Source organism: Shinella sp. WSJ-2 (genome assembly GCF_003432075.1).
In the GTDB taxonomy this organism is placed as follows: domain Bacteria; phylum Pseudomonadota; class Alphaproteobacteria; order Rhizobiales; family Rhizobiaceae; genus Shinella.
The window spans coordinates 517,866-544,332 of the sequence record NZ_QWBU01000001.1; the positions used below are offsets into that span (position 1 = coordinate 517,866).

The 26,467-nt window shown below is 62.8% G+C and carries 24 protein-coding genes; 12 read left to right on the forward strand and 12 right to left on the reverse strand.

What is annotated here, in order from left to right; all coding sequences use genetic code 11:
• Window positions 1-4 precede the first annotated feature (4 nt).
• The 4 genes from D0Y60_RS02515 to D0Y60_RS02530 form a co-directional block, all read right to left on the reverse strand.
• Window positions 5-1,186 (reverse strand): FAD-dependent oxidoreductase, encoded by a 1,182-nt coding sequence (locus D0Y60_RS02515; RefSeq protein WP_117366552.1) that lies wholly within the window; start codon window positions 1,184-1,186, stop codon window positions 5-7.
• A gap of 68 nt (window positions 1,187-1,254) precedes the next feature.
• Window positions 1,255-1,866 (reverse strand): lytic transglycosylase domain-containing protein, encoded by a 612-nt coding sequence (locus D0Y60_RS02520; RefSeq protein ID WP_245409067.1) that lies wholly within the window; start codon window positions 1,864-1,866, stop codon window positions 1,255-1,257.
• A gap of 312 nt (window positions 1,867-2,178) precedes the next feature.
• Window positions 2,179-2,943, reverse strand: a complete 765-nt coding sequence (locus D0Y60_RS02525; RefSeq protein WP_117366553.1) for an N-acetylmuramoyl-L-alanine amidase — start codon at window positions 2,941-2,943, stop codon at window positions 2,179-2,181.
• Complete coding sequence (locus tag D0Y60_RS02530) at window positions 2,940-3,680, reverse strand: DnaJ family molecular chaperone (protein WP_117366554.1); 741 nt, start codon at window positions 3,678-3,680, stop codon at window positions 2,940-2,942. The genes D0Y60_RS02525 and D0Y60_RS02530 overlap by 4 nt, the downstream gene beginning before the upstream one ends.
• 329 nt (window positions 3,681-4,009) lie before the next feature.
• Here D0Y60_RS02530 and D0Y60_RS02535 point away from each other — a divergent pair, with 329 nt between their 5' ends.
• From D0Y60_RS02535 to D0Y60_RS02545, 3 genes are all read left to right on the forward strand, one after another.
• On the forward strand, window positions 4,010-5,224 hold the full coding sequence (locus D0Y60_RS02535) for a pyrophosphate--fructose-6-phosphate 1-phosphotransferase (RefSeq protein WP_117366555.1): 1,215 nt from the start codon (window positions 4,010-4,012) through the stop codon (window positions 5,222-5,224).
• A gap of 68 nt (window positions 5,225-5,292) precedes the next feature.
• Window positions 5,293-5,922: a LysE family translocator gene (locus D0Y60_RS02540; protein ID WP_117366556.1), complete on the forward strand. Its 630-nt coding sequence runs from the start codon at window positions 5,293-5,295 to the stop codon at window positions 5,920-5,922.
• Between the two features lie 131 nt (window positions 5,923-6,053).
• Window positions 6,054-6,986, forward strand: a complete 933-nt coding sequence (locus D0Y60_RS02545; RefSeq protein ID WP_117366557.1) for a lytic transglycosylase domain-containing protein — start codon at window positions 6,054-6,056, stop codon at window positions 6,984-6,986.
• Window positions 6,987-7,008: 22 nt separating this feature from the next.
• Here D0Y60_RS02545 and D0Y60_RS02550 read toward each other — a convergent pair whose 3' ends face one another.
• Window positions 7,009-7,596, reverse strand: a complete 588-nt coding sequence (locus D0Y60_RS02550; RefSeq protein WP_117366558.1) for a GNAT family N-acetyltransferase — start codon at window positions 7,594-7,596, stop codon at window positions 7,009-7,011.
• A gap of 95 nt (window positions 7,597-7,691) precedes the next feature.
• Here D0Y60_RS02550 and D0Y60_RS02555 point away from each other — a divergent pair, with 95 nt between their 5' ends.
• Window positions 7,692-8,093 carry a ketosteroid isomerase-related protein gene (locus D0Y60_RS02555; protein ID WP_117366559.1) on the forward strand — a complete coding sequence of 134 codons (402 nt, stop codon included), beginning with the start codon at window positions 7,692-7,694 and terminating at the stop codon, window positions 8,091-8,093.
• Here D0Y60_RS02555 and D0Y60_RS02560 read toward each other — a convergent pair.
• Window positions 8,078-9,481, reverse strand: coding sequence for a serine hydrolase (locus D0Y60_RS02560; RefSeq protein ID WP_117366560.1), 1,404 nt, complete (start codon window positions 9,479-9,481; stop codon window positions 8,078-8,080). The two genes, D0Y60_RS02555 and D0Y60_RS02560, sit on opposite strands and share 16 nt — an antisense overlap.
• 65 nt (window positions 9,482-9,546) lie before the next feature.
• Window positions 9,547-11,109: an EAL domain-containing protein gene (locus D0Y60_RS02565; protein WP_117366561.1), complete on the reverse strand. Its 1,563-nt coding sequence runs from the start codon at window positions 11,107-11,109 to the stop codon at window positions 9,547-9,549.
• Between the two features lie 229 nt (window positions 11,110-11,338).
• Here D0Y60_RS02565 and D0Y60_RS02570 point away from each other — a divergent pair, with 229 nt between their 5' ends.
• The 4 genes from D0Y60_RS02570 (at window position 11,339) to D0Y60_RS02585 (ending at window position 15,418) form a co-directional block, all read left to right on the forward strand.
• A complete protein-coding gene (locus D0Y60_RS02570) occupies window positions 11,339-12,007 on the forward strand; it encodes an outer membrane protein (protein WP_117366562.1) in 669 nt (222 codons plus the stop codon).
• Window positions 12,008-12,200: 193 nt separating this feature from the next.
• Window positions 12,201-12,980 (forward strand): GH25 family lysozyme, encoded by a 780-nt coding sequence (locus D0Y60_RS02575; RefSeq protein WP_117366563.1) that lies wholly within the window; start codon window positions 12,201-12,203, stop codon window positions 12,978-12,980.
• A gap of 185 nt (window positions 12,981-13,165) precedes the next feature.
• A complete protein-coding gene (locus D0Y60_RS02580) occupies window positions 13,166-14,374 on the forward strand; it encodes a lytic murein transglycosylase (RefSeq protein ID WP_117366564.1) in 1,209 nt (402 codons plus the stop codon).
• A gap of 111 nt (window positions 14,375-14,485) precedes the next feature.
• Complete coding sequence (locus D0Y60_RS02585; protein ID WP_245409068.1) at window positions 14,486-15,418, forward strand: DMT family transporter; 933 nt, start codon at window positions 14,486-14,488, stop codon at window positions 15,416-15,418.
• A 492-nt stretch (window positions 15,419-15,910) separates the two neighbouring features.
• Here D0Y60_RS02585 and metF read toward each other — a convergent pair whose 3' ends face one another.
• The 5 genes from metF to D0Y60_RS02610 all read right to left on the reverse strand — a co-directional run bounded on the left by metF (window position 15,911) and on the right by D0Y60_RS02610 (window position 21,348).
• Complete coding sequence (gene metF, locus D0Y60_RS02590) at window positions 15,911-16,816, reverse strand: methylenetetrahydrofolate reductase [NAD(P)H] (protein WP_117366565.1); 906 nt, start codon at window positions 16,814-16,816, stop codon at window positions 15,911-15,913.
• 1 nt (window position 16,817) lies between these two features.
• On the reverse strand, window positions 16,818-17,819 hold the full coding sequence (locus D0Y60_RS02595; protein ID WP_117366566.1) for a metalloregulator ArsR/SmtB family transcription factor: 1,002 nt from the start codon (window positions 17,817-17,819) through the stop codon (window positions 16,818-16,820).
• A gap of 185 nt (window positions 17,820-18,004) precedes the next feature.
• A complete protein-coding gene (ettA, locus tag D0Y60_RS02600; RefSeq protein WP_117366567.1) occupies window positions 18,005-19,654 on the reverse strand; it encodes an energy-dependent translational throttle protein EttA in 1,650 nt (549 codons plus the stop codon).
• Between the two features lie 161 nt (window positions 19,655-19,815).
• Window positions 19,816-20,382: a hypothetical protein gene (locus D0Y60_RS02605; protein ID WP_117366568.1), complete on the reverse strand. Its 567-nt coding sequence runs from the start codon at window positions 20,380-20,382 to the stop codon at window positions 19,816-19,818.
• A gap of 210 nt (window positions 20,383-20,592) precedes the next feature.
• On the reverse strand, window positions 20,593-21,348 hold the full coding sequence (locus D0Y60_RS02610; RefSeq protein WP_117366569.1) for a ribonuclease: 756 nt from the start codon (window positions 21,346-21,348) through the stop codon (window positions 20,593-20,595).
• Between the two features lie 173 nt (window positions 21,349-21,521).
• On the opposite strand from D0Y60_RS02610, the gene D0Y60_RS02615 reads away from it, so the two are divergent.
• The 4 genes from D0Y60_RS02615 (at window position 21,522) to D0Y60_RS02630 (ending at window position 26,432) form a co-directional block, all read left to right on the forward strand.
• On the forward strand, window positions 21,522-22,481 hold the full coding sequence (locus tag D0Y60_RS02615; protein WP_117366570.1) for an alpha/beta hydrolase: 960 nt from the start codon (window positions 21,522-21,524) through the stop codon (window positions 22,479-22,481).
• A complete protein-coding gene (locus tag D0Y60_RS02620; RefSeq protein ID WP_117366571.1) occupies window positions 22,478-23,422 on the forward strand; it encodes a DMT family transporter in 945 nt (314 codons plus the stop codon). The genes D0Y60_RS02615 and D0Y60_RS02620 overlap by 4 nt, the downstream gene beginning before the upstream one ends.
• A 167-nt stretch (window positions 23,423-23,589) precedes the next feature.
• On the forward strand, window positions 23,590-24,786 hold the full coding sequence (locus tag D0Y60_RS02625) for a CaiB/BaiF CoA-transferase family protein (protein ID WP_117366572.1): 1,197 nt from the start codon (window positions 23,590-23,592) through the stop codon (window positions 24,784-24,786).
• Window positions 24,783-26,432 carry a thiamine pyrophosphate-binding protein gene (locus tag D0Y60_RS02630; protein ID WP_117366573.1) on the forward strand — a complete coding sequence of 550 codons (1,650 nt, stop codon included), beginning with the start codon at window positions 24,783-24,785 and terminating at the stop codon, window positions 26,430-26,432. The genes D0Y60_RS02625 and D0Y60_RS02630 overlap by 4 nt, the downstream gene beginning before the upstream one ends.
• Window positions 26,433-26,467: the final 35 nt, after the last annotated feature.

Sequence of the window (26,467 nt, forward strand, 5' to 3'; positions counted from 1 at the left end):
GCCCTCAGCGGAAATGAACCGCGAAATCGGTCGTATAATCCGGTTCGTCCATATGGCCGCGAATCACCAGATCGGCACCGATGCGGCCGATCTCGTCCGAACTCTTCGCCGCCGCCCCGTTGCCGCCCGTCAGAAGCGCGATGCGGTCGCCCTCCACGAAGCCGGCATAGGGATAGCCATGCGTGGTGAACGTGGTGACGCAAGGCGCGGAAATGAGACGCACGGGCTTGAGGTCGGGGATCGAGCGGGCGAGCAGCCGCCGCAGGTGGGTGATCGCGCCGGGCGTGCCCTCCCCGCGGAACCAGTCGGCAATCGCCGGCTCGTCCGCGATCTCAATATCAGTTGGGTCGCCGCCGATCTTGAGATAGGCATGACCGTCCGGATAGACGATCGGCGGCAGGAAATAGAAGTGCTCGGAGGGATCGGCGCTCTCATCGATCCAGGAGGGCATGCCGCGGTAGGATTCGGCCTGCTCCGGCGAAAGCTGCGCCAGCACGACGGTGCGCGCCTTGACGACGAGGGCAGGCACCCGGGGCAGCAGACCCGGCGCCCGCGAGAACCCGCCCGTCGCCACCAGCACGCGGTCGCCTGTCACGGCATCGCCGGACTTCAGGGCCACCGATGCGCGGTTCCCGGCCTCGGTCACAGAGATGGCGTCATCGAGAATGGATACTCCACCCGCCTTTTCGAAGCAGGTAATCTGCGCCGCTACGAGTTTGCGCGGATCGATATAACCCGCACCCTTCGCTTCGAACAGTCCGGCCGATGTGTCCGGCAGGTCGAACCAGGGAAACTGCGACCGCAGCGCGCTGCGGTCGAGCAGCGGCGCATCGAGCTTATGGTGTCTGGCGACATTCTCCACGGCGGTGATGTAATCGCCACCGGCGCGGCCGGTGATCAAGCACCCCGTCTCGCCATAGAAGGCGACGCCGCTTTCGGTTTCGAGATCGCGGTAGCGGGCGATGGAGCGTTTTGCCAGAAACGCCCAGTCGGGATCGCCATCAATGGTGCGGGTGATGCGGCCACTGTCGTAATGGCTGGAGAAGACGCCGTCATGGCTCTTCCAGTCCACCGGCTCTCCCCGGCCCACGAGCGCCACGGATGCGCCCGTCCTGGCCAGGTGGCGCGCCGCAGCCGCCCCCATCATGCCCCTGCCAACAACGACGAAATCGAAATGCCGAACCATGCCTCACCTCACGCAGTTACGGCAGGCATAACATGGCGTGGCTCCGATTCCAGCCCGAGAAGCACCCCTCAGTCGATGATGCTCTGCACCTTGCCGCAATAGCGCTTGGAGACCGGGTTCATGCGCTTTGCGCCATGGCCGGCATTGTATTTGAGGATGGTGCCGCAGGTCGTGCCGCCGCCGAGATCATGCGCCATGGCGAGGTATTTCATGCCGAACTTGATGTTGGTCTCGGGATCGTAGAGGCCCTTGGCGGTGCCGCGATAGCCCATCATGCGCGCCGTTGCAGGCTTGATCTGCATGAGGCCGATTTCACCGGCGCTGCCGCGCGCCTTCGGGTTGAAATTGCTCTCGACGCGCACGACGGCATGGGCGAGATCGACCGGCACGCCATAGGTCTTCGCATAGGTCTGGATGAGGCTGGAATAGCTTGCCGACTGGACGGCCTCGGTCAGCGGGTTTTCCGCCTTCGGGAAGCCGGCGGTGCTGCTAAAGGTCTTCAGCTTGCCGACGACGACGCCGTCATTGTTGACGACCGTCTTGCGCTTGTTGCGCGTGCTCACGGTCTTGCGGGACTTGTGCTTGCCGGATGCCTTGGCCTTGCTCGTCTGCGCCGTCTTGAGTTTCGTCGGCGTCTTCGCCACGGGCTGGACCGCAAGGCGCGGGCTCAGCGTTTGCATTCTGTCGGAAGCTGCATGCGCCATGCCGGTGGAAAAAACGGACACACAAAAGCAGGCCGCGCTGAGGGCAGCAACAAGTCTTCTCATCTAGTTTCAGTCTCCAAAAGGCGCAAAGGCAGAGCCTTTGGGGGCCGGCCCTCAAGCCGCGCACCCTGCGCTCACGTCGTGATCCCTGTTGATTGCGATCAGGCCCTGACCGCATGTTGCGTTGCAACGAACGCAGCCGGAAAAGACATGCCCAATCGGGTAAGGATGTGGCGAAACGGTAAACTTCTGTTACAGGCCGTAATATTCGAATAGACGAATAGGCTGTTACGTCGTGATCCGAGGCAATGCGGAAAGCAGCCGGTGCAGCGTGTCGATGGTCGAAAAATCGGCGATCCCATCGACCTTTTCCGGCCGGAAATGACGCTGGAAAGCGGCGACGTCACCTTCGGTTTTTTCCGAGAAAACGCCATCGATTTCAGTGCCATAGCCATATAGCGACAGCATGGTCTGCAAAGCCTCGACGGGCTGGCCGGCGTCCCCACGCTGGAAGAAGCGCCCACCCGCTATGGGAGACGGCTCCACCCAGTGGCCCACACCCGCCTTGTGCAGGATGTCCCAAGGGAATTTTTCACCCGGATCAACCTTGCGAATGGGGGCCACATCGCTGTGCGCCAGCACACGCTCGGGGGCGATATTCCACCTTCGGCCACAATCGAGACACAGTTCCACGACCGCCTGGATCTGGATTTCAGGGAAATCCGGCAATCCACCGGGATGGCCGGGATTGGCGATTTCGACGCCGATGGAGGCCGAATTGATATCGACCTCGCCCTTCCAGATGCTCTTGCCGGCATGCCACGCGCGATCGGCCTCGCGCACCAGCTGCTCGACGCGCCCGTCCTCATGCACGAAGTAATGAGAGGAGACCTGGCTTTCCGGCGTGCGGAGCCATTTCAGCGCGGCGTCCGCCGTCGGCATGCCGGTATAGTGCAGGAGGATGATATCAGGCAGGCGCCCACCGGCACGCTCGCCGAAATTCGGCGACGGCGCGGATGTCGCGCCGGAATAGTCACATGTGAATGCGCTCATGCGGCGCAGCGTTCCTTCTCGATCGCCTCATAGGCAGCGTTGAGCGCGGCCATGCGGTCGTTCGCAATCTGATGGAACTCGGCCGGCACGCCACGTGCCACCAACCTATCAGGATGGTGTTCGGAGGCAAGCACGCGATAGCGTTTGCGGATATCCGCAAAGTCGTCGCTCGGCTTGACGCCCAGCACCTTGTAGGGGTCACGACCGCTGACATGGACATGGCGCGCGGTGATCTGCTCGAAACGCTCCTCCACCATGCCGAAGATTTCGGCGACGCGGGAGAGAAACGCCATTTCGTTTTCGTGGATGAGACCATCGGCCTTGGCGATGTGGAAGAGGCCGTCGACAATATCCTCGAGGATCGGGCAGTTCTTCTCGCAGGAGACGCAGAGCGCCTTCATCTTTTCCGCATAGGCCTCGTAACCGGCAACGTCCTGGCGCGCGAGGTTATACAGTCGAGCGACGTTGGCCGCCTGGTTGTCGGGATATTTGAAGATGTCCTTGAAGGCATCCACTTCCGCCGTCGTGACGATGCCGTCGGCCTTCGCCATCTTGGCGGAAAGCGCAATCATCGCGACGGAAAAGGCGACCTGCCGGCGCGTTTCCGGATCCCCTTCGAAAAGGGTCCTGACAGCCTCGACCACGCCAGACAGCACGTTGCTGGCGGTATCGGCGACCATGCCGACGAGGCGATCCCACACGGCACTGATGAAGCAACTTGGCGAATTCTGGAACATATCGTGATCTTGATCAGACTATTGCAGGGAAAGCAAGGCAAAGGAGACCGGATTTCGTCCGTATGACGAAATTTTGATGCCCCTCAATAGATGGGACGGCCGCTTTGCCGACCTTTGCACGACCTCCTCCCCTTCCGCAACCGTATCGGGCGCATAGAAGCACATTCGCCAAATCTGTCGCTTTTCCCGTCGCCTGCCAACGTGCATAAGGCCGATCCGCGTTCGCAGGTGGCAAGAAAGCGGTGAAAACCTTGTCGTACCGTCATTTAAATGCCGTATGATTTCCGCTAGAGAGAGCGCGCGTTTTGAGGAATTCCCGAGGAGGAACTATGCCTAAGCAGAAAGTCGCAATGCTGACCGCCGGCGGGCTCGCGCCCTGTCTGTCTTCCGCTGTCGGGGGCCTCATCGAACGTTACAGCGACATCGCGCCCGATATCGAACTCGTCGCCTATCGCTCCGGCTACCAGGGCCTCCTGCTCGCCGATCGCATCGAGATCACCAAGGACATGCGCGAAAAGGCGCCCCTCCTCCACCGTTACGGCGGCTCGCCGATCGGCAACAGCCGCGTGAAGCTGACGAATGCTGCCGACTGCGTGAAGCGCGGCCTCGTCAAGGAAGGCGAAAACCCGCTGCGCGTCGCGGCTGAACGGCTCGCTAAGGACGGCGTCACCATCCTGCACACGATCGGCGGCGACGACACCAACACGACGGCCGCCGACCTCGCGGCCTATCTCGGCGCCAATGGCTACAATCTCACCGTCGTCGGCCTGCCGAAGACGGTCGACAACGACGTTGTGCCCATCCGCCAGTCGCTCGGCGCCTGGACGGCCGCCGAAGTCGGCGCCGGTTTCTTCGACCATGTCAGCAACGAGCAGAGTGCTGCCCCAAAGACGCTGGTCGTGCATGAAGTGATGGGCCGTCATTGCGGCTGGCTCACCGCCGCCACCGCGCGCGCCTATATCCAGAAGACCGATGGCAACGACTATGTCGACGGCTTCATGATGAACAAGCAGCTGAAGAACATCGATGGCCTCTACCTGCCGGAACTCGACTTCAACCTGGAAGCCGAAGCCGAGCGCCTCAAGGCCATCATGGACCGCGCCGGCTTCGTCACGCTCTTCGTCTCGGAAGGCGCCTGCCTGGACGCCATCGTCGCCGAGCGCGAAGCGGCCGGAGAGACCGTCAAGCGCGATGCCTTCGGGCACGTGAAGATCGACACGATCAATGTCGGCAACTGGTTCACCAAGCAGTTCGGCGCGCTGCTCGGCGCGGAACGCTCCATGGTGCAGAAATCGGGCTACTACGCCCGCTCCGCGCCCGCCAACCGCGATGACCTGCGCCTCATCCAGAGCATGACCGATCTTGCCGTCGAGAGCGCACTCAACAAGGTTTCCGGCGTCACCGGCCATGACGAAGGCCAGGGCGGCAAGCTGCGCACCATCGAATTCCCGCGTATCAAGGGCGGGAAGCATTTTGACACCTCGGCAAAGTGGTTCGGCGAGGTGATGGACACGATCGGCCAGAAGTGGAAGCCGGCAGCCTAAAACCTGCTTGACGCCGAAAATTAGGAATGGCTTGCTCCCCGGATCGATCTCGATCCGGGGAGTTTTTCATGTCCTTCGAACATTGGCTTGCCTTCGCCGCCGCATCCGCCGTCATGCTGGCCATTCCCGGTCCGACGATCCTGCTCGTCATCTCCTATGCGCTCGGCCATGGCCGCAAGACGGCCGGCGCGACCGTCGCCGGCGTGGCTCTCGGCGATTTCACCGCCATGACCGCCTCCATGCTCGGCCTTGGCGCGCTGCTCGCCACGTCGGCCGCGATCTTCACTGTGTTGAAATGGGTGGGTGCGGCCTATCTCATCTGGCTCGGCATCAAGCTTTGGCGCGCCCCGGTCTCGGCCGGGACTGAAGGTGAAACGCCGGCGGATGAAAAACCCTTCCGCATCTTCGCCCATGCCTATGTGGTGACGGCGCTGAACCCCAAAAGCATCGTGTTCTTCGTCGCCTTCCTGCCGCAGTTCCTCGACCTCTCGCGGCCGGTCCTGCCGCAGATGGTGATCTTCGAAATCACCTTCCTCGTGCTCGCCACGCTGAACGCCTTTTCCTACGCGCTTCTCGCCTCCGCCGCGCGCAAAACCATCCGCAGACCCTCGGTCCAGAAGGTCGTCAACCGCACCGGCGGCACGCTCCTGATCGGCGCCGGATTGCTCACCGCGGGCCTCAAGCGGGCGACGGCATGACGCATCGGTAACTCTGCGGGTTGCCGGTTTCGGCCTGATCGGCTATGAGCGAGACACGGCCACGGCCGATTGATTTGCAAAAGCGGAGGCGCGTCAGTGCCTCGCACCCCAGCAAACCGAGAGCGACGACCATGGCTGATACCCCCGTTTCCCGTCCGGCACGCCTTGCCACGCTTGCCTGTGCAGGCCTTCTCGTGACGCTCGCCGGCTGCGCCAGCGTTGCCGACGATGCGACGACGGCGCGAACGGTAAAGCCCGCGTCCACGACGACCACGGACATTGCCGCCGCCGATGGCACGACGACCGAAGTCGCGTATGCCGCCCTGCCGGCCGCAAAGCCGGGCACGGAAAACACCGCCGAAGCCCTGCCGACGCCGATCGCCGTCGCAGGCGATACCGCCGGCGCCGTTCCGGTCTCGGCTCTTGCCGAATCCAGGAGCATGACGGGCGCGGCCGCCGCGACCGCCGCGCTTGCCGGCAACACGGTCGAGGTGGCGAGCGCCGATATGGCGGCAACGCAGACCTATGACACCGTGATCGGGGTCTCGGTCATGGAACCGGGCTTCGACAGCGGCGAGCCCGAAGGCCTCGAACAGCTCGTCGCCACCCACAAGATCGTGCCGATGGCCAAGCCTTCCATGATCAGCAACGCGGTTCTGACGACGGAAACGCGTCTGGTCGTTCCGCAGGCCGAGCAGCCCTTCAAGAAGTCCGGCACGCCGATCGACGCGCTGATCACGAAGTATGCAAGCCTCTACGGCATTCCGGAATCGCTCCTGCATCGCGTGGTGAAGCGCGAAAGCACCTACAATCCGCGCGCGTTCAACCGCGGCCATTATGGCCTGATGCAGATCAAGTATTCGACCGCCAAGAGCATGGGCTACGAAGGCCCCGCCGAAGGTCTGTTCGATGCCGAGACCAACATCAAATATGCCGGAAAGTATCTGCGTGGCGCCTGGATGGTGGCCGACGACAAGAACGACGGCGCCGTGCGCCTCTATGCCGCCGGCTACTATTACCACGCCAAGCGCAAGGGCCTTCTCGACGAGACCGGCTTGCGTTAAGCCGATCCTCGCCTAAACGCCTTCAGCGCACCGGCTTCAGCCAGAACGACATCGGCTTTTCTGTTTCGTCAGCCTCCCCGATATCCTGCCAGGCCAGCATCATGCGCAGATCCGCGCGGTGCGTGTAGCCGCGCTTGCCCCAGAAATCATCGAGCGGCACATAATCGGCCGGACGCAGCGGGTGATAGCGTGGGCGCTCGACGGCGCAGAATGCACACCATTCAAACCGGCCGAGCTGGTGCGCATAGGCCTCGCGCTCCTCGAAGAAGCGCACGCCGAGCCCCCTGCCCCGATAGGTCGACAGCAGCACGGATTCGCCGAAATAGAAGACCTTTTGCGGATCGATGCCCGCGGCCACGAACGGCGCCTTGAACACATCGGACGCATCCGTCATAGGCACACCCGTCGAGGCACCGACGATTTTCTCGCCATCCAATGCCAGCACGAACAAGCTTTCGGGCGATTGCGCATAGGTCGCGAGATAGGAGGCCTCGTAGTCCTCGCTGCCCTCGTAGAGATAGGGAAAGGCGCGGAAGACTGTGGTGCGCAGGCCCGCGAGATCGGCGATGTAAGGCGTCACGGCCTTTCCCTGGACAATCTTGATCTGCATGATCCGTGAACGTTCCCAACGGTTTGAACAATGTTATAAGGCACATGGTTATAAGCACCGGGGTTTACCCCGGTGACAACGATATGAGGGATGATATGCCAGCAAAAGAGACGATCCGCGCCTACTACGATGCTTTCAACAGGCAGGATATGGAGGCCTTCTTCGATCTCTTGCATGACGATGTCATTCACGACATCAACCAGGGTGGTCGCCAGGTGGGCAAGGATGCCTTCCGTACCTTCATGGCGCACATGAACCGCAGCTATCGCGAAACGCTGACCGATATCGTCATCATGTCGAGCGATGACGGCCAGCGCGGTGCGGCCGAGTTCGTCGTCAACGGCCAGTATCTCGCCACCGACGAGGGCCTGCCGGAAGCCAACGGCCAGACCTATGTGCTGCCGGCCGGCGCTTTCTTCGAAATCCGCGACGGCAAGGTCGCCCGCATCTCGAACACCTACAATCTCAACGACTGGATCGCTCAGGTCGGCGCCTGAGCCGTTCCGGCCTTCGCATCCACGATATCGAGGATGCGCTTGATCAGGGGCTGGGGCTCGTAACCGAGCTTCGAGGGCGTCAGCCCCAGCCTGATAACCGCGAGCTTCCGGGAGGGAATGATGGTGACAGACTGGCCGTCATGCCCTCGCAGCCAGAACGTATCGGCCGGCAGACCCTGCTCGGCATCGCTCTTGGCGCCCGGCCCCCTGAGCCAAGTCTGCATCTGGCTGTAGGTGCCGCCAGACGTCTTGTTCGGCGTGCCCATGGCCGCAACGAACCCTTCCGGCAGCATGCGACTGCCCTTCCATACGCCGTCGTTCAGCAGCAGCAGCGAAAACCGCGCCCAGTCGCGCGCTGTCGCATACATGTAGGACGAGCCGACGAAAATGCCGGTTTCATCCGGCTCCAGCACGGCACTCGCCATGCCGAGCGGACCGAACAGGGCCTTCGAGGGGAAGGACAGCGCTTGGCTGCGCCCCGGAAGGGTAGCCATCCAGAGACGTGACAACAGGAGCGCCGTGCCGCTCGAATAGTTGAACCGTTCGCCCGGATTGGCCTCCAGCGGCAGCGACAATACGAAGCGTGTCATGTCGGGCTCGAGATAGAGCATGCGCGTGACATCGGCGACATCGCCGTAGTTCTCGTTGAAGGCAAGTCCGCTTTCCATGGCGAGCAGTTGGCCGAGCGTAATGGTGGCACGCGCGTCGCCTCGCCATTCCGGGAAGAGGTTGTTGAGTTGCGGCGACAGCGCTCCGGCCAGCATCAGCCGGCCCATCAGCGCGGCATTGACCGACTTTGTCATCGACCAGCCGAGCAGCGGTGTGGCGGCATTGAACCCATCGCCATAAGCTTCCGCGACGATGCGGCCATCATGCACGACAACGGTCGCGCGCATGCCGGAGCCGGTCAAGGTGGCATCCGCCAGCAAGGCGGCGATCGTCGCATCCGTTGTCACGCCCTCGCCGTCCGGCCAGGCGGTCGCGGGATCCCCCGCCGGGATCGGCGGCAGACGGATGTCGGAAACCGCCTGCTGCGCGGCCCGGAAGTCGCCGTCCGGCACGCTGGAGCAGCCGAAGCCCTCATGCCAGGCGGCATAACCGGGCGCAAAAATCCCCAGGATGTGGGTCGACACAGTCTTTTCGGTAAAATCGACATCCTGCCGCATCAGCTTCAGCAGCGGATGACCAGGCGACTGCACATCCTCGGCAAGCACCCTGTCCGGGTCGCGGCCGGAAATGAAGACGCTGGAGCAGACGATCTTGGCGGCATAGCCGGAGCCCACGCTGAGCAGCGCGGGCGGCGATACGATAAGCCAACTCGCCGCCACCACGATGGCAAGCGCCAGAAGCGAAAGCATCCAGGCGGCCAGCCTGTAGAATCGTCTCATCGAGGCCCCTCCGTCGAACCCTGAGACAATCAGGATTTGGCTGTCATGAAAAGGCTTTTTGCACCTCAGGCGGAAAGTCGGCTCTCCGTTTTTTGCAGAAGACGCCGAACATCCCCGGCCCCGACAGGCGCAGAAATCAGAAAACCCTGGGCCTCGGACGCGCCGCGCTGGCGAATGAAATCGAGCTGGCCCTCCGACTCGATCCCCTCCACCGTCGTCGCCACCTGAAAGGTCTGGCCGAGCTTCAAGATGATGTCGACAAGCTCCGCGTCGCGCTTGCTCTCCATCATCGCCTGCGCAAAGGAACGGTCGATCTTTAGTTGGTCGATGGGAAAAGCCCGGAGATTGTTGATCGAGGAGAAGCCGACGCCGAAATCGTCGAGCGCGACACGCACACCATGGTCGCGCAATTCGCACAGGCTTTCCCGGATGACGGTCTCATCGACGGAAAACACCGACTCGGTCACCTCGATCGTCAGGCGCCCCGGAGCCAGACCACTTTCGGCGAGGCACTGCTTCACAGTGTCGACAAAGGCGCGATCCTTGAACTGATCGCCAACGACATTGACGGCAACGCCCGCGGGTGCCGGCCAGTTCGCCGCCTCACGACAAGCCTCCCGAACCACCCAGTTTCCGATTGGAAGGATAAGCCCGGTCTTTTCGGCGACGGGAATGAAGACAGATGGCATGAGCAATCCCTTTTCGGGATGACGCCATCGCAGCAAGGCCTCGAAAGAGCGCACGGCACGGCTCTCGACGCCGACGATAGGCTGGTATTCAAGGAAAAACTCCTGCGCCTCGAGCGCCTTGGCGAGGTCGTATTCGATTTCCGCTCGCGCAAGCACACCAGCAGCCAGATCGGCATCGAAGAAACGGAAGCCGCTACCGTGGGCCTCCTTGGCCTCGTAGAGCGCGACATCCGCACGCTTCAGGAGTTCGGACATGGAGGTGTCGTCAGCCTCCATGAAGGTCACCCCGATGCTGCAACCGCTGGCGACACGGTTGCGCTTCAGATCGAACGGCTCCTCGAAGAGCGCGCAGATCGTGCGACAGACATTTTCAATCTTGCCCTCGGAGGGATTGCCGGCAATCGTCACCACGAATTCGTCGCCGCCGAGGCGATAGACATGCGCCGTATTGGCCAGCGCCCGCCGCAACCGCACGGCGATCGCCGCCAGCAAGGCATCGCCGGCGTCGTGACCCAGGCTGTCATTGACGAATTTGAACCGGTCGAGATCGATGAGCAACAGCGCTGGCCGTGTATCCTCGTCCCCGTCCTCCACCGCCGCCTGGATGTCCCGCTCCAGGCAGAATCGGTTGGCGAGCCCCGTCAGCCGGTCGTGATAGGCATCGTGCGACAGCCTTTCCTCCGTCTGGCGCCGCTGGGCAAGTTCATCGATGAGCTGCGCCTTGGAGCGGCCGATCTGATAGAAGCCGACGCCGAAGAAGACCGGCATGAGGGCCAACGCCGTCGCGGTGGGAGCGGAAAAACCGAAGAGGCTCGCCTGCGTATCGTCACGCAAAAGCTGGTCGGCGGCGAAGCAGAGGGTTGGCAGGAAAGCTCCGAAGACAGACCCAACAAGCGCATAGCGCTGCTCGATCCTCGGCAACAAGGTTCTCAACATCATGTAACCCTAAACCGTTGTTATCATGACAACAGGGTGCGTCGAAGCCGTTATCGGCCCCGCGATGTTTCTAGCCGACAAAGAATGACAGAGTGTTAAACGAAAGTTGCATCCGCCGGCCAGATTCCACGGGTGCTTTTTCTATGGAACACGCGGCGCCTTTTTGCGTTTGAGACCTGTTGTCACTCGCGTGCGGGGCTTTGCGCGGGTATCGAGTGAAAAGGACCATCACATGAAATCGATCATTTCAGGTACCGCCGGCATCCTCATCCTTGCCGGTACCGTGCCGGCATTGGCGGCCGACATGACGGTCGCCGAGCCACCCGTTGAGACGCCCATCGTCGAGACGGTGCCCGGCGTTTATGACTGGGGCGGCTTCTATGTCGGTGTGAACACCGGCTATGCCTGGACCGGCGTCAATTCCGACGGCCCCGCGCCGGCCATCGACCAGCGCATCGGCGGTTTCGCACTCGGCGCCTTCGCCGGGTACAACTTCTTCAACGACGGCTGGGTCTACGGCATCGAAGCCGACGTGAAACACGACTTCAACAACGATCGCTTCTCCTCGGGCGGCACGACCTATGAGGCGGAAACGAACTGGGGCGGTTCGGTGCGCGCGCGTCTTGGCTATGCCTTCGACCGCACCCTGATCTACGGCACCGGCGGCTGGGCCTTTACCAACGCGGCGCTTGAAAACGTCACGACGGGCGTGAAGGAAAAAGACACGTCGCACGGCTGGACCGTCGGCGCCGGTGTCGAGCAGGCCTTTACGGACAACGTGGCGGGCCGTCTCGAATATCGCTACACGGACTATCGCAGCTCGGACATCTTCCAGGCTGCCGGCCGTGACGGCGACCTCGATTCGCACTCCATCATGCTCGGCGTCAGCATGAAGTTCTGATGCGCCAGACCACGGGCGGCGTTCATGCCGCCCGTTTCGGGCTCCGCGCATCATCGCGTCGCGTGGCTTAACCGCCCGCTAACCATAATTTTACGGAAATCCGCGATAGGTCGAGGACCTGTCTCGCGCGCTCCTCTTTACGGCCCGCTTCGTTCGAGGCAGGATTGGCAATCGCGCGAACAACGGGACCTCCATGCGTCGGCACATTCTGGCTTTGCTGCCCCTCGCCCTCCTCGCCACGTCCTGTTCCACCACCGATTACGATTTCGCATCGACGGCCTCGGTCGCGCCCCGTTTCGAGGACAAGGACCCGCAGGATTTCGGCGCCCGCACGCCCTATCGCCATCAGGTGCACGGCATCGACGTTTCCAAATGGAACGGCGATATCGACTGGCCGACCGTGAAGAAGGGCGGCGTCTCCTTCGCCTTCCTGAAGGCGACCGAGGGCACGGACCGGCTGGACGACCGCTTCGGCGAATACTGGCGCGGCGCGCATGCCGCCGGCGTGGCGCATGCGCCTTATCACTTCTATTATTTCTGCTCGACGGCGGATGCCCAGGCCGACTGGTTCATCGCCAATGTGCCGAAGGAGGCTGTGCAGCTTCCCCCCGTGCTGGATGCGGAATGGAACCCGGCCTCTCCGACCTGCAAGACCCGCCCGCCGGCGGACGAGGTGCGCACCGCGCTGCAGCGCTTCATTGACCGCCTCGAAAAGCACTATGGCAAGCGGCCGATCATCTACACGACGGTCGACTTCCACCGCGACAACCTCGTCGGCCATTTCGAAGGCTATCATTTCTGGCTGCGCTCGGTGGCGAACCACCCGGAGAACATCTACGCCGCGCGCAAATGGGCCTTCTGGCAATATACTTCGACCGGCGTCGTGCCGGGCGTGACGACGAACACCGACATCAACGTCTTTGCCGGCTCGGCGAAGAACTGGAACAAGTGGGTAGCCTCGGTCTCCCGCTGAGCCGGGGCACCGGGCGGGGCATAATGCCGTGAAATAGGTAACTGCGCGCTGCGGTTGCCTTTTTCTTCTTGCTTCCGTCACATTCATTTGAGACAGCCGAACATCAGAGCCCGTCACCTCCGCAGCTTCGCGGGATGCGGGCAGGATCCAAGACAGCAGGGCGACGGACCCTAGGGAGCATCGAGATGCGGCTGAACCTCAAGACGACACTTACGGCTGGCCTCACGGCCCTTCTTTTCGCCGGCACAGCACATGCCCAGACGGCAGGCGCGACGGCACCGGCCTGTGGCGGCGATCTCAATGCATTTCTTCAGGGCGTGAAGGCCGAGGCGCAGACGCTCGGCGTTTCCGCTGAGGTGGCCGACCGTGCGCTGGCCGGTGCCGCTATCGACCAGAAGGTGCTGTCGCGCGACCGCGCTCAGGGCGTTTTCCGCCAGACCTTCCTTGAATTCTCCAAGCGCACGGTCAGCCAGGCCCGCCTCGATATCGGCCGCAAGAAACTTAAGGACCTCTCGGATGTCTTCGACCGCGCCGAGCAGGAATTCGGTGTGCCCGGCCCCGTCATCGCCGCCTTCTGGGCCATGGAAACCGATTTCGGTGCCGTGCAGGGTGATTTCATCACCCGCAACGCGCTGGTGACGCTCGCCCATGACTGCCGTCGCCCTGAAATCTTCCGCCCGCAACTGCTGGCCGCCATCGAGATGGTCGGCCATGGCGACCTCGACCCGAACGGCACGACGGGCGCCTGGGCGGGCGAAATCGGCCAGGTGCAGATGCTGCCGCGCGACATTATCGCCTATGGCGTGGATGGCGACGGCGACGGCCATGTCAATGTCAAGCAGAGTTCGCCGGATGCCATCCTGACGGCGGCCAAGTTCATCCAAAGCCTCGGTTTCACCAAGGGCCAGCCTTGGATCCAGGAAATCTCCATCCCCGACAACCTGCCCTTTGAAAAAACCGGCCTTCAGCCGGGCATGAAGGCGGCTGATTGGTTTGCGCTCGGCGTCAAGCCGCGCGATGGTGACACATCCTTCGGCAATCTCGAAGCCTCGGTGGTACTGCCACAGGGCCGAAAAGGCCCGGCCTTCATGACCTATCCGAACTTCAACATCTATCTCGAGTGGAACCAGTCGTTCATCTACACGACTTCGGCCGCCTATTTCGCGACCCGCCTTGCCGGCGCCCCGCCCTATGAGCGCGGCAACCCGGAGGAAGGTCTGTCGGAAGAGGCCATGAAACAGCTTCAGACCAAGCTGAACGCGCTAGGCCACGATGTCGGCAAGATCGACGGCATTCTCGGCTCTGGCACGCGCACGGCCATCCAGAAGGAACAGCAGAAGCTCGGCCTTCCCGCCGACGGCTGGGCGACCCAGGCGCTGCTGTCGGCCCTCTGACGGAAATCGGGTGGCGGTTCTCCGCCCCGGCGCTATGAAAGCACAAGCTGAGAGCGGCGGCACGGTCCAACCGGCCGCTCTTTTCGTTGGCGCATGCCTTGGAGGGGAATGATGGATAAGACGGTAACGGCACCGGCCCGCATGAATGCGCAGACCTGGGGTCTGCTGGCGCTGCTCGGCATGATCTGGGGCGGTTCCTTCTTCTTCGCCCGCGTCGCCGTCGGCCATATCCCGCCGGCGACGCTCGTGCTGTTGCGCGTCGGCATCGCGGCTCTCGCCCTTCACATTTACGTGGCCGGCCGTTTCGGCATTTATGAAACGCTGCGGGACCGCTGGCGCGAATTCCTGCTGCTCGGCCTCATCAACAATGCCGTGCCGCATATGCTGATCTTCCTTGGCCAGACGCAGATCGGCGCCGGCCTCGCTTCGATCCTCAACGCGACGACGCCGATCTTCACCGTGCTCATCGCCAATCGGTTCACGGCGGATGAAAAGCTCTCCTCGGAAAAGATCGCCGGCTGCCTGATCGGCCTGGTCGGCACCGCCGTGCTGATCGGTCCGCGCGCGCTCGCCCCCTTCACCGGAGACAGTGGTCCGCCGCTCTGGGCAGTTCTGCTGCCCGTGCTCGCCGCCGTCTCGTACGGCTTCGCCGCGACCTATGGCAAACGCTTCCGAGGCACCGCCCCGCCAATCATCGCCGCCGGCCAGCTGACGGCATCCACGCTGCTCATGCTGCCCATCTCCTTCGCGCTCGATGCGCCCTGGCAACTTCCCCTGCCGCCGCTCTCGGCAATCCTGGCGGTGCTTGCCCTGGCGCTCGTCTCCACAGCCTACGGCTACATCCTGTTCTTCCGCATCATGGCGGCCGCGGGCGCCACCAATACCTCGCTCGTCACGCTTCTCGTGCCGCCGAGTGCCATCATCGCTGGCATGCTCTTCCTCGGCGAAACGCTGACGCCGCTCGGCCTTCTCGGCATGGCACTGGTTCTCTTCGGCCTGGTGGTGCTGGACGGCCGCGCCATCGCGCGCCTGCGCGGGCGCTAGCGACTCACTCCTCACCCGCTGCGGGAACAAACGATCATCCCGACAGTTTGGTTAAACTGCCCGGATCCCGACGTCGGCCTGCACCATTATGGTAAATGAACTCTGTCGACATTCGTCATCCGGTAAGGATTGTGAATTTTTTGTGGCGCACACAATAGAGGAGAAAATTCAGCGGGTTAGCTCTGTGAATAAACCGCCGGCGAAGCCCGGATGTTGCAACGCAGCAACAAAACGCCTTTCCAACACGCTTTTTTCGGTCGTAATATCGAACCGTCAACGCAAGGAGGTCAGCCATGGGACTCACACATTCCTTGAATGTTCTGATGATCAGTGCAGCGTTCCTCTTCGTCGCCACGATGATTTTTATCTAAGGCGACCAAAGCGCAGTCAGAGAGGTCAGGGACAAAAGCAACAAACCCTGCCGAACCTATCAAAAAAATGCATGGCCCCGGAGACGGCGCCATGCATTTTCATTTTCAGCCTCGATAAGGCTCAGGCGGCGGCGCCCGTTACCGGCTGCTGGTCGTTGCGGGCGAAGCCGACACCATCGCAGACGGCCGAGACCATGGCGGCGCGGTTCATCGTGTAGAAATGAAATTCCGAGATACCACGGGCGATGAGGTCCTGCACTTGGCGGATCGCAAGCTCGACGGCGACCGCGGCGCGCTCCTGCGGCCGGTCGTCATAGGGGCCAAGGCGATCGGCGAGCCACGTCGGCACGCTTGCGCCACAGAGCCCGGCAAACTTCTGGACCTGGCCGAGATTGTGCACCGGCAGGATGCCCGGTACGACGGGAATGGTGATGCCGGCCTTGCGGACACGTTCCAGATACCGCTCGAAATCGTCGTTCTCGAAGAAGAACTGGGTCAGCGCGCGCGTTGCGCCCGCATCCACCTTGCGCTTCAGCATATCGACATCGGCGGCGACGTCAGGGCTCTGCGGGTGCCTTTCCGGATAGGCCGAGACGGATATCTCGAAATCGGCAAGGCCGCGCAGGCCTGCCGTCAGCTCGGCCGCGTTGGCATAACCGCCGGGATGCGGCTGGTAGGGCGTGCCGACGCCACCCGGCGGGTCGCCACGCAACGCTACGAAATGCTTGACGCCGACGGCCTGGAAATCGGCCACGACCGCATTCACCTCTTCCTTCGTCGCACCGACGCAGGTGAGGTGCGAGGCGGCCGGCAGGCCCATCTTGATGAGTTGGCGGACGGTTGCCAGCGTCGGCACCTTGGTGGAACCGCCGGCGCCATAGGTGACCGACATGAAACCCGGATCATAGGCCGAAAGGGCGGCGGCCGTCTCCCACAGCTGTTCCTCGGCTTCCGCGGATTTCGGCGGGAAGAACTCGAACGACAGGCGAATGTCCTTGCGGGCTGGGATGGCGGTCGCCTGGGTCATGTCAACTCCTCCTGCGTATGGCAATGGGGTCGTCCGCCCGTTCGCGGGTGTCGCGGGCAAGCCAGATGGTCACGGTGAGCGCGTCTGCGGCCGCATGCGTCGGCTGGAGATCGACGACCTCCTCCACGGCAAGACCAGCCTTCTCCAGCCATTCGGACATCGTCTGGTGCGAGAAGCCGAGGCGGATATGGGCATGCTCGTCGCGCAGATGCTCCAGCGCGTGCGGGGCAAGATCGATGATGGCAAGGCGGCCGCCGGGCGCCAACATGCGCGCCGCCTCGCCGACCGCCGCTTCCGGCTCATCAAGAAAGTGCAGCACCTGATGGATCGTCACGACGTCAAACTCGTCACGCTCCAGCGGCAGGTTGAAGATGTCGCCATGGCGGATGGACGCCTTGGTGATGCCGGCGCGGTCGAGATTGGCGCGGGCGACGGCCAGCATGTCGCGGCTGGCATCGACGCCAACGCCGCGGCGGTAGAGGCCTTCGAAAAGCTGCAGAATGCGCCCCGTACCGGTGCCGAGATCGAGGAAACCATCGACCGGCTCAGTGCCGATCATCGCGGCGAGCTTCGCCTCTACCTCGGCCTCGCTGACATGCAGGCGGCGCACGGCATCCCACTCGGCCGCGTTGCGGCTGAAATAGGCCTGTGCCTTGTCGGAGCGGATTTTTTTCAGGGCGCGCAACCGCTCGTCGTCGCGGGCGAAAACCGCGTCGGCCGGTTCGGACGCGTCCAGCAGCTGGCGCACCAGCGCGACGGCCGGGCCGCCCTGGCTCAGGCGGAAGAAGGCCCAGGCGCCCTCCTGATAACGATCAACGAGAGCCGCTTCGGCAAGCAGCTTCAGATGCCGCGAGATGCGCGGCTGGGACTGCCCGAGAATGTCCGTGAGGTCCGTCACCGTCAGGTCGCCATGCGACAGAAGCGCAAGCAGGCGAAGGCGCGTCGGTTCGCCCGCCGCCTTCAGGATCTCCACGATGTCATCCAGTCCGAGTTTGTCGCGCATGATTTTTCCAATCAAGACATAAAGATATGTTTATGTGATTAAGCCGCGTCGCGCAAGGCAAAATCCGTGTCGCCGATCTTTCCATCAACAGGCCCAAAGAAAAACCCCGGCAAGCCGGGGTTTTTCAGAAAAGCCGAATGATCGGCCCGATTTGCCTATGGCCGCATGCCTGCGGCCTCAAACGATCAGCGCGTCAGGCGCTTGTAGGCCTGGCTGCCGGGGTTGAGGGCATCGGGACCGAGACGGCGGACCTTGTCCTCTTCATAGTCTTCGAAGTTGCCTTCGAACCATTCGACATGGCCGTCGCCTTCGAAGGCCAGGATATGCGTCGCCAGACGGTCGAGGAACATGCGATCGTGGCTGATGATGATCGCGCAGCCGGCGAAGTTTTCCAGCGCGCTTTCGAGTGCACCCAGCGTTTCCGTGTCGAGGTCGTTGGTCGGTTCGTCGAGCAGCAGAACGTTGCCGCCGGCCTTCAGCATCTTGGCGAGGTGCACGCGGTTGCGCTGGCCGCCCGAGAGATTGCCGACCTTCTGCTGCTGGTCGCCGCCCTTGAAGTTGAAGGCGCCGCAATAGGCGCGCGAGTTCATTTCGAACTTGCCGAGCTTGACGACTTCCGCCCCACCGGAGATTTCCTCCCATACGGTCTTGTTGCCATCGAGCGCATCGCGGCTCTGGTCGACATAACCGAGATGCACGGTGTCGCCGATGCGGATCGAACCCGCGTCCGGCTTTTCCTGGCCGGTGATCATCTTGAACAGCGTCGACTTGCCCGCACCATTCGGGCCGATGATGCCGACGATGCCGCCCGGCGGCAGCTTGATCGACAGGTCGTTGATCAGCGTGCGACCCTCAAAGCCCTTCTTGATGCCTTCCAGCTCGATGACCACATTGCCGAGACGCTCGGATACCGGAATGATGATCTGCGCATCGCCGGGCCGGATGTTCTCGGCTGCATCGACCAGCTGCTCATAGGCCTTGATACGGGCTTTGGACTTGGCCTGGCGAGCCTTCGGGCTGGAGGCGATCCATTCCTGTTCACGCGACAGCGCCTTCTGGCGGCCGGCTTCCTCGCGGCTTTCCTGCTGCATGCGCTTGGCCTTGGCCCGCAGATAGGCGGAGTAGTTGCCTTCGTAGGGAATGCCGCGGCCACGGTCGAGCTCGAGAATCCAGCCCGTCACGTTGTCGAGGAAGTAGCGGTCGTGGGTGATCATCATCACGGCGCCCGGATAGTCGCGCAGGTGCTTTTCCAGCCAGGCGATGGTCTCCGCGTCGAGGTGGTTGGTCGGTTCGTCGAGCAGCAGCAGATCCGGTTGCGAAAGCAGCAGGCGGCAGAGCGCGATACGGCGGCGCTCACCACCCGAGAGCAGCGTGACGTCGGCGTCCTTCGGCGGGCAGCGAAGGGCTTCCATCGCCATCTCGACCTGCTGCTCCAGATCCCAGAGGTTCTGGCTGTCGATGATGTCCTGGAGCTTGGCGCCTTCGTCCGCCGTCTCGTCGGAATAGTTCATCATCAGTTCGTTGTAGCGGTCGAGCACGGCCTGCTTGTCGGCCACACCTTCCATGACGTTCTCGAAGGCAGTCTTGGCCGGATCGAGCTTCGGCTCCTGCTCCAGATAGCCGACGGTCGCGCCTTCGGCGAGCCAGGCCTCACCGGTATATTCCTTGTCCTGACCGGCGATGATGCGCAGCACCGTCGACTTACCCGCACCGTTCGGGCCGAGGATACCGATCTTGGCATCGGGATAGAACGACAGGTTGACGTTCTCGAGGATTTTCTTGGCGCCGTAGGCCTTGTTGAGCCCCGACATATGATAGATGAACTGGCGTGCCATGCGAACGTGCTCCGGATCGGACGAATTTGCCCGCTATGTAGGGTAATTCTCCGCCCGCGGCAATCAGCGATAGCCGCGGCGCACAGGCGAATGGCAATCAAATCGTCCAGCCGGCGACCCGGGCGCGAACCGCAAGAGACCACGCGACGACAACAGCCGTGTCATTCGCTGCCATTTGAACCAGCGTTCGCCGCAGACAGGCTCACCGTCGAAACGGCGAGATCGCAGGCGGGTGCGAACTGCTCCGCCTTGTCGTCCCGATAAATGCATTCGAAATTGTAAGCCTTGCCGTCACGCACAGTGAAAACATAGCGGTTGATCGCGACGTTTTTGAAGCGTTTGTTGGTGAACACCATGTCTACGGCGGGCTGGCCGAGCATGGTGGTCATGGCCGAAGATCTGAGCCTGATGGACGGCAGCACGGCAATGACCTTCGTGAATTCGTCGACGATGGCCTGGCGGTTGCTCTCGCTGACACCGACGTAATCACCGGGATCACGCGGCCCAAGGAAGGTGATGAGCACATCACCATTGTCCATGCTGGACGCCGTGACACCGGTGACATCACCGGTGCCGTCAGCAAACATATGACTGAGTGCAAAGCCACCCGGATACTGGAAACTGTATGCCCCATCGGCAGCCCGAAAGGTCTGGATACCCTGCGCAAAGCCTCCGATGGGGGCAGCGAAGGCAAACATGAGCAACACGGTACGAACGACGAAAGCCATGGAACGCCCCTGATATGCGGCCTGCCAGGAGGAAGACGTCTCCGTCGGACAGGGCTTCAGATTTCATTGATCAGAACCAAGCGGCATTCCGTTCGGCCTTCGCTGGAGAGATGGTTTTCGCACCCCGGACGCCCATGCAGAATGGGCGTGCGCACCGCAAGCACGAGAGAGCGCATTTCTAAGCCGACAGCGGCTGAATGTCGATTGGCCCTAGCCCGCCTGCGCCACACCCGTCGTGCCCTCGGTGCAGCGCGACTTGGTCGGTGACGCCCCATCGATCAGCATCTCCAGCGCGCCTTCGCCTGCCGCAAGGCCAATGGTCAGGCCGATGACGATGGGCTTGCCATCGGCACCCTTGCGGCAACTGAGACGCACGCGCTCGCCGCTGTCAGGGCCGAAAGCCTTGTCGAAGGCGGCGCGAACCTCCGCAAGCGTGATTGTCGCCCCGGCCCTTTCGGTGAAAAGCGTGCGCACCGGAGAGGCATTCAGCTGGTCGAGCAGGTCCAGCGAGCGGCTGTAGTAGACCTCCGCTGATGCCGCGACGCAGCTGCCGCTTCGCAGCCATTGCTGGCGGTCGAGGCCGAGCTTTGCGGCGGGCATGGCAACGAGCAGGCGGTCCTTCGTGGCGGATGCCAGCACGATCTCCGGCAGGTCCGTCCATTTGCCCTTACGCGCCTTCTGCTGGAGCGCGGCATCGATACCGCAATAGCTCTTTCGCGCCTGGAAGCGGCTCAGCAGCGAAAACTGCTTTGCCGCCGGCGACGTCATCGCGAAATCGGCGCAGCCACGGCTTTTGGGCCGCGCCGCGCAATAGCCGGGCTGCCAGCTGACGGAAAGGACTTCCCGCGCCATGACCTTTGTCGGCGCGGACTGCGCGACAGCGGGTGGCGAGAGACCAAGATAGGCAAGACATAGCATAAGAAAGCAGAAGGCGGCTTTGAACGGCAAGGCAGCATTCGTCATCATGACAGGCTCCCGAATGAGAACAAAACAAGATCATATACAACCAAAAATTAGGTAAACGCAACCATAAATCGGATAAATCGCGAAATACGGGAGGTAAATCAAAAATACACGCCGCATCCCATTGTCTTTGCATGGCAAATCGCGTTGACCTCTAGGGAAGTGGAGGATGGGCCGTGTTTTCAGAGGTTGAGACGCTCAAGAGCGCAACCGGCGCCACGCTCGCGCTACGCCACGAGGCGGCGCGTGGTGAACCGCGCGGCATCCTGCTTTTGAGCCATGGCCTGGCCGAACACAGTGCGCGCTACGCCGCCTTCGCGGCGCGCATGGCGGGCGAAGGGCTGCATGTCTATGCGCATGATCATCGCGGCCACGGTTTCACCACGGCGCCGGATGCGCCGCTCGGCCAGTTTGCACCGCGAGACGGTATTTCGCGGGTGGTCGCGGATATGCGCACGGTGCGCGACCATGCGGTTTCCCGCCATCCCGGCCTGCCGGTCGTGCTGTTCGGCCATTCGATGGGCGGGCTCATGGCGCTTGCCTTCGCCGAGGCCCACCCGGCCGATATCGACGCGCTGGCCGTCTGGAATTCCAATCTCGAACCCGGTTTTGCCGGGCGCATCGCCCAGGTGGTTCTCGCCGCCGAGCGTATGCTGAAGGGCTCCGACGTGCCAAGCGGCATCCTGCCACGCCTCACCTTCGCCGCCTGGGGCAACAAGATCGCCGGCCACCGCACCGCTTTCGACTGGCTGTCGCATGAGGCCGCCGAGGTGGATGCCTATATCGCCGACCCGCTCTGCGGCTTCGATATCAATGTTTCCATGTGGATCGACATCTTCGCCGTCACCTTTGCCGATGCCTCGGACGAGGGCCTTGCCCGGCTGCCGAAAAACCTGCCGATCAACCTCGTCGGCGGGGACGAAGATCCCGCCACCGATGGCGGCAAGGCGACGCTGGCTTTTGCCGGGCGACTGAAAAAATCACGGCTTGAGGACGTCACGACAACGGTCTATCGCGGAATGCGCCACGAAACGCTGAACGAAAGCCCTGCCCTGCGCGATCCCGCCATCGAAGCCTTTGCCGGCTGGTGCCGGCGGGTCACCGCCGAAAAGCGACGGGTTCCGGAACACACATGACCGCATCTGCCATCACGCCGCCGCGCCAGGAGATCGGCTTCGGGCTCCTCCTCATGGTGCTCTCGGTGCTCATCTCGCCGATCATCGATATCTTCGCCAAGCTTGCGGTGACAGCCGTTCCGGCAACCGAGATCACCTTCGTGCGCCTGCTGTTCCAGATGACGGTGCTGGGACCGATCTGTCTTTATCGCGGCACGCTGTTCGACGTGACCTGGCGCAAGATGGGCCTGCATGCCGCCCGCGGCCTGCTGATGGCGGTCACCATGATCAGCTTCGTCACGCCGCTTGCGGTAATGGAGGTGGCCGATGCCATTGCCATCTTCTTCGTCGAGCCGATCATCCTGACCATTCTCGGCGCGATTTTCCTCAAGGAAACCATCGGCTGGCGGCGTTATTCGGCCTGCGGCGTCGGCTTCTTCGGGTCGCTGCTGGTCATCCAGCCCAGCTTGCAGGAAGTGGGCTGGATCGCACTTCTGCCGGTCGTCGCGGCCTTTTCGCTGGCACTGTTCTTCCTTCTGACGCGCCTTGTCGCACAAAAGGAGGACCCGTGGTCCATGCAGTTCTATGCCGGCCTCTGGGGTGCGCTCTTTGCCGGCCTGCTGCTTTTCTTCGGCAGCCGCGCCGGCATCGCCTTCCTGTCGCCGGTCATGCCGGACATGAAGCACACGCTCTATATCGCGGGTGCCGCCGTTGCGGCCACCATTGCCGGCGTGCTCGGCGTCTATGCCTACCGCTCGGCCCCCGCCTCGACGCTCGCACCGCTGCAATATCTCGAGATCGTCTCGGCAACGATCCTCGGCTGGTTTGTGTTCGGCGACCTGCCGGATGCGCTGAAATGGCTCGGCATCGCCATCATCATTGCATCGGGCCTCTACGTCATCTGGCGTGAGCGGCAACTCAACAAGACAGGGGCGGCGGCACCCGTCTCGGCCCCCATCTGACAAAGGCCAGCTGGCGCCCGCTTTGGCAGGCATCAAGTCAGTCTCAGGCGTCATGATCTCTTCCCGGCCTTCGGCTTTCGTGCCTGCCGGCTTTTTGTTATCCAAGGGAAAACGGGAGGAAAGCCCGGCGGTCGGCCGTCTGCGCCGGTCACGAGGAGGAGTACACGATGGAGAAGTCGAACCTGCCGCTGTCGGGCATCAGGGTCATCGAGCTGGCGCGCGTTCTGGCAGGCCCTTGGGCCGGGCAGATGCTGGCCGATCTCGGCGCCGACGTCATTAAAATCGAAAACCCCGACGGCGGTGACGATACGCGTGCCTGGGGTCCGCCCTTCGTGATGGGCAAGGACGGGGAGAACCTTTCGGCCGCCTATTACCACTCCACCAACCGCGGCAAACGCTCGATCACCGTCGACCTGAAGACCGAGGAAGGCCGCGAGACCGTTCACCGCCTCATCGCGACCGCCGATATCGTCATCGAGAATTTCAAGGTCGGCGGCCTCACCAAATACGGGCTGGACTACCAGAGCCTCGCAAAGAAGCACCCGAAGCTCATCTACTGCTCGGTCACCGGCTTCGGCCAGGATGGCCCCTATGCCGCCCGCGCCGGCTACGATTACATCGTGCAGGGCATGTCCGGCTTCATGTCGGTCACGGGCGCGCCGGACGGCGAACCGATGAAGGCCGGTGTGGCGATTGCCGATATCTTCACCGGCATCTATGCCGTCACCGCCATCCAGGCCGCGCTCATCCATGTCATGAAGACCGGCCAGGGCCAGCATGTCGACATGGCGCTGCTCGATGTGCAGTCCGCCGTCATGGCAAACCAGAACATGAACTTCCTCGCTTCCGGCAAGGCGCCAACGCGGCTCGGCAATGCGCATCCGAACATCTCGCCCTATGAGGTGGTGCCAGCCTCCGATGGCCATATCATCCTCGCGGTGGGCAATGATGGGCAGTTCCGCAAGCTGTGCGGTATCCTGAAACTCACAGGTGTGCCAGAAGACGAGCGTTTCGCCACCAACCGCGCCCGCGTCGCAAACCGGATCGAGGTGCGCCGCCTCGTCACGGAAGCCACAGTCACGCTCAGCAAGGCCGAACTGCTCGATGCCTGCGAACGAGAGGGCGTGCCGGCCGGGCCGATCAATTCGATTGCCGAGACTTTTGACGATCAGCAGGTCAAGGCGCGCGGCATGCGCGTCGATCTGCCGGATGCCGACGGCAATCTTATTCCCGGTGTACGCACACCGATCGTTTTCTCCGGTACGCCGCTCGTCTACGATCGCCCCAGCCCGCGGCTCGGCGAACATACCGATGCCGTGATGGCGGAACTCGCAACGCTTGAAGCAGGAAAGAAAAGCGCATGAAGACCGGTGGCCAGTTGATCGTCGACGCCCTCGTTGCCAATGGCGTCAAGCGCGTCGCCTGCGTGCCGGGCGAAAGCTATCTCGCGGTGCTCGATGCGCTGCATGACACGGATGTGGACGTGCTCGTCTGCCGCCAGGAAGGCGGCGCTGCGATGATGGCCGATTGCTGGGGGCGCCTGACGGGCGAGCCCGGCATCTGCATGGTCACGCGCGGTCCGGGCGCCACCAATGCCTCGGCCGGCCTGCATATCGCACGGCAGGATTCCATTCCGATGATCCTGTTCATCGGCCAGGTGCAGCGCGATGCGCGCGAGCGCGAGGCGTTCCAGGAGGTGGAATACCGCCGCGCCTTCACCGAGGTCGCCAAATGGGTGGCGGAGATCGACGATGCCCGCCGCATTCCGGAATTCGTCACCCGCGCCTTCGCCGTCGCCACCTCGGGCCGCCCCGGCCCCGTCGTGCTGGCTTTGCCGGAGGACATGCTGACGGACGAGGTCGAGACGGTCGAGCCGAAGGCCTATATGCCGGTGGAGGCTCATCCCGGCCGCAAGCAGATCGCCGAACTGACACGCCTGCTCGAAGCCGCCGAACGGCCGCTCGTCATTCTGGGCGGTACGCGCTGGTCTGAGCAGAGCGTCACGGCCTTCACGGAGTTTGCCGAGCGCTGGTCGCTGCCGGTCTCCTGTTCGTTCCGCCGACAGATGCTGTTCGATCACCAGCACCCTAACTATGCCGGCGATAGCGGCATCGGCATCAACCCCGCGCTGGGCAAGGAAATCCGCGAGGCGGATCTCGTCGTGCTGCTCGGCGGCCGCTATTCCGAAATGCCGTCCTCCACCTATAGCTTGCTGCAAAGCCCCTACCCCGCGCAGAAGCTGGTGCATGTCTATCCCGATCCGTCCGAACTCGGCCGCGTCTATCGCCCGGACCTCGCCATCTGCGCAGCGCCGGAGGATTTCGTTGCAGCGCTTGACGGCGTCTCGCCGAAGAGCACGCCGCGCTGGGCCGCCCGCACCGTCGCCATGCACGAGTCCTTCCTGAAATGGTCCACGCCCCCGATGGCCGGTCCCGGTGCCGTGCAGATGGGCCCGATCATGGCCTGGCTCGAGGACAATGTCGCCGACGACACGATCTTCGCCAACGGCGCCGGCAACTATGCGACGTGGGTGCACCGTTTCCATCGCTTCCGCCGTTTCGCCACGCAGGCGGCGCCGACATCCGGTTCGATGGGCTACGGCCTGCCGGCCGCCGTTGCCGCCAAACAGCTCTTCCCGGAGCGTGAGGTCATCTGCTTTGCCGGCGATGGCTGCTTCATGATGCATGGTCAGGAATTCGCGACCGCCGTGCGCTACAATCTGCCGATCATCACCGTCGTCGTGAACAACGGCATCTACGGCACGATCCGCATGCATCAGGAACGGGAATATCCTGGCCGCGTCAGCGCGACGGACCTGACGAACCCGGATTTCGCGGCCCTTGCCATCGCCTATGGCGGCCACGGCGAGACGGTGGAAAAGACGGAGGATTTTGCCGCTGCTTTCCTGCGCGCCCGCGCCAGCGGCAAGCCGGCGATCATCGAGGTAAAACTCGACCCCGAAGCGATCACGCCGACGCGCACGCTTTCAGATATCCGCAGCGGGAAGTGATTTCCGAGGGGCGGTGAAAACCGCCCCTTTCCCGA

What these genes read in the sequence shown, in the direction of transcription:
- metF (WP_117366565.1), bottom strand. Translation starts at nt 16,816, where the DNA reads ATGACCCAGGCGACCGCCATCCCAGCCCGCAAGGACATTCGCCTGTCG.
- D0Y60_RS02560 (WP_117366560.1), bottom strand. Translation starts at nt 9,481, where the DNA reads ATGAGACGATTCTACAGGCTGGCCGCCTGGATGCTTTCGCTTCTGGCG.
- D0Y60_RS02550 (WP_117366558.1), bottom strand. Translation starts at nt 7,596, where the DNA reads ATGCAGATCAAGATTGTCCAGGGAAAGGCCGTGACGCCTTACATCGCC.
- D0Y60_RS02515 (WP_117366552.1), bottom strand. Translation starts at nt 1,186, where the DNA reads ATGGTTCGGCATTTCGATTTCGTCGTTGTTGGCAGGGGCATGATGGGG.
- D0Y60_RS02585 (WP_245409068.1), top strand. Translation starts at nt 14,486, where the DNA reads ATGGATAAGACGGTAACGGCACCGGCCCGCATGAATGCGCAGACCTGG.
- D0Y60_RS02525 (WP_117366553.1), bottom strand. Translation starts at nt 2,943, where the DNA reads ATGAGCGCATTCACATGTGACTATTCCGGCGCGACATCCGCGCCGTCG.
- D0Y60_RS02595 (WP_117366566.1), bottom strand. Translation starts at nt 17,819, where the DNA reads ATGCGCGACAAACTCGGACTGGATGACATCGTGGAGATCCTGAAGGCG.
- D0Y60_RS02555 (WP_117366559.1), top strand. Translation starts at nt 7,692, where the DNA reads ATGCCAGCAAAAGAGACGATCCGCGCCTACTACGATGCTTTCAACAGG.
- D0Y60_RS02605 (WP_117366568.1), bottom strand. Translation starts at nt 20,382, where the DNA reads ATGGCTTTCGTCGTTCGTACCGTGTTGCTCATGTTTGCCTTCGCTGCC.
- D0Y60_RS02535 (WP_117366555.1), top strand. Translation starts at nt 4,010, where the DNA reads ATGCCTAAGCAGAAAGTCGCAATGCTGACCGCCGGCGGGCTCGCGCCC.
- ettA (WP_117366567.1), bottom strand. Translation starts at nt 19,654, where the DNA reads ATGGCACGCCAGTTCATCTATCATATGTCGGGGCTCAACAAGGCCTAC.
- D0Y60_RS02565 (WP_117366561.1), bottom strand. Translation starts at nt 11,109, where the DNA reads ATGATGTTGAGAACCTTGTTGCCGAGGATCGAGCAGCGCTATGCGCTT.
- D0Y60_RS02575 (WP_117366563.1), top strand. Translation starts at nt 12,201, where the DNA reads ATGCGTCGGCACATTCTGGCTTTGCTGCCCCTCGCCCTCCTCGCCACG.
- D0Y60_RS02545 (WP_117366557.1), top strand. Translation starts at nt 6,054, where the DNA reads ATGGCTGATACCCCCGTTTCCCGTCCGGCACGCCTTGCCACGCTTGCC.
- D0Y60_RS02625 (WP_117366572.1), top strand. Translation starts at nt 23,590, where the DNA reads ATGGAGAAGTCGAACCTGCCGCTGTCGGGCATCAGGGTCATCGAGCTG.
- D0Y60_RS02580 (WP_117366564.1), top strand. Translation starts at nt 13,166, where the DNA reads ATGCGGCTGAACCTCAAGACGACACTTACGGCTGGCCTCACGGCCCTT.
- D0Y60_RS02540 (WP_117366556.1), top strand. Translation starts at nt 5,293, where the DNA reads ATGTCCTTCGAACATTGGCTTGCCTTCGCCGCCGCATCCGCCGTCATG.
- D0Y60_RS02630 (WP_117366573.1), top strand. Translation starts at nt 24,783, where the DNA reads ATGAAGACCGGTGGCCAGTTGATCGTCGACGCCCTCGTTGCCAATGGC.
- D0Y60_RS02620 (WP_117366571.1), top strand. Translation starts at nt 22,478, where the DNA reads ATGACCGCATCTGCCATCACGCCGCCGCGCCAGGAGATCGGCTTCGGG.
- D0Y60_RS02570 (WP_117366562.1), top strand. Translation starts at nt 11,339, where the DNA reads ATGAAATCGATCATTTCAGGTACCGCCGGCATCCTCATCCTTGCCGGT.
- D0Y60_RS02520 (WP_245409067.1), bottom strand. Translation starts at nt 1,866, where the DNA reads ATGCAAACGCTGAGCCCGCGCCTTGCGGTCCAGCCCGTGGCGAAGACG.
- D0Y60_RS02530 (WP_117366554.1), bottom strand. Translation starts at nt 3,680, where the DNA reads ATGTTCCAGAATTCGCCAAGTTGCTTCATCAGTGCCGTGTGGGATCGC.
- D0Y60_RS02610 (WP_117366569.1), bottom strand. Translation starts at nt 21,348, where the DNA reads ATGATGACGAATGCTGCCTTGCCGTTCAAAGCCGCCTTCTGCTTTCTT.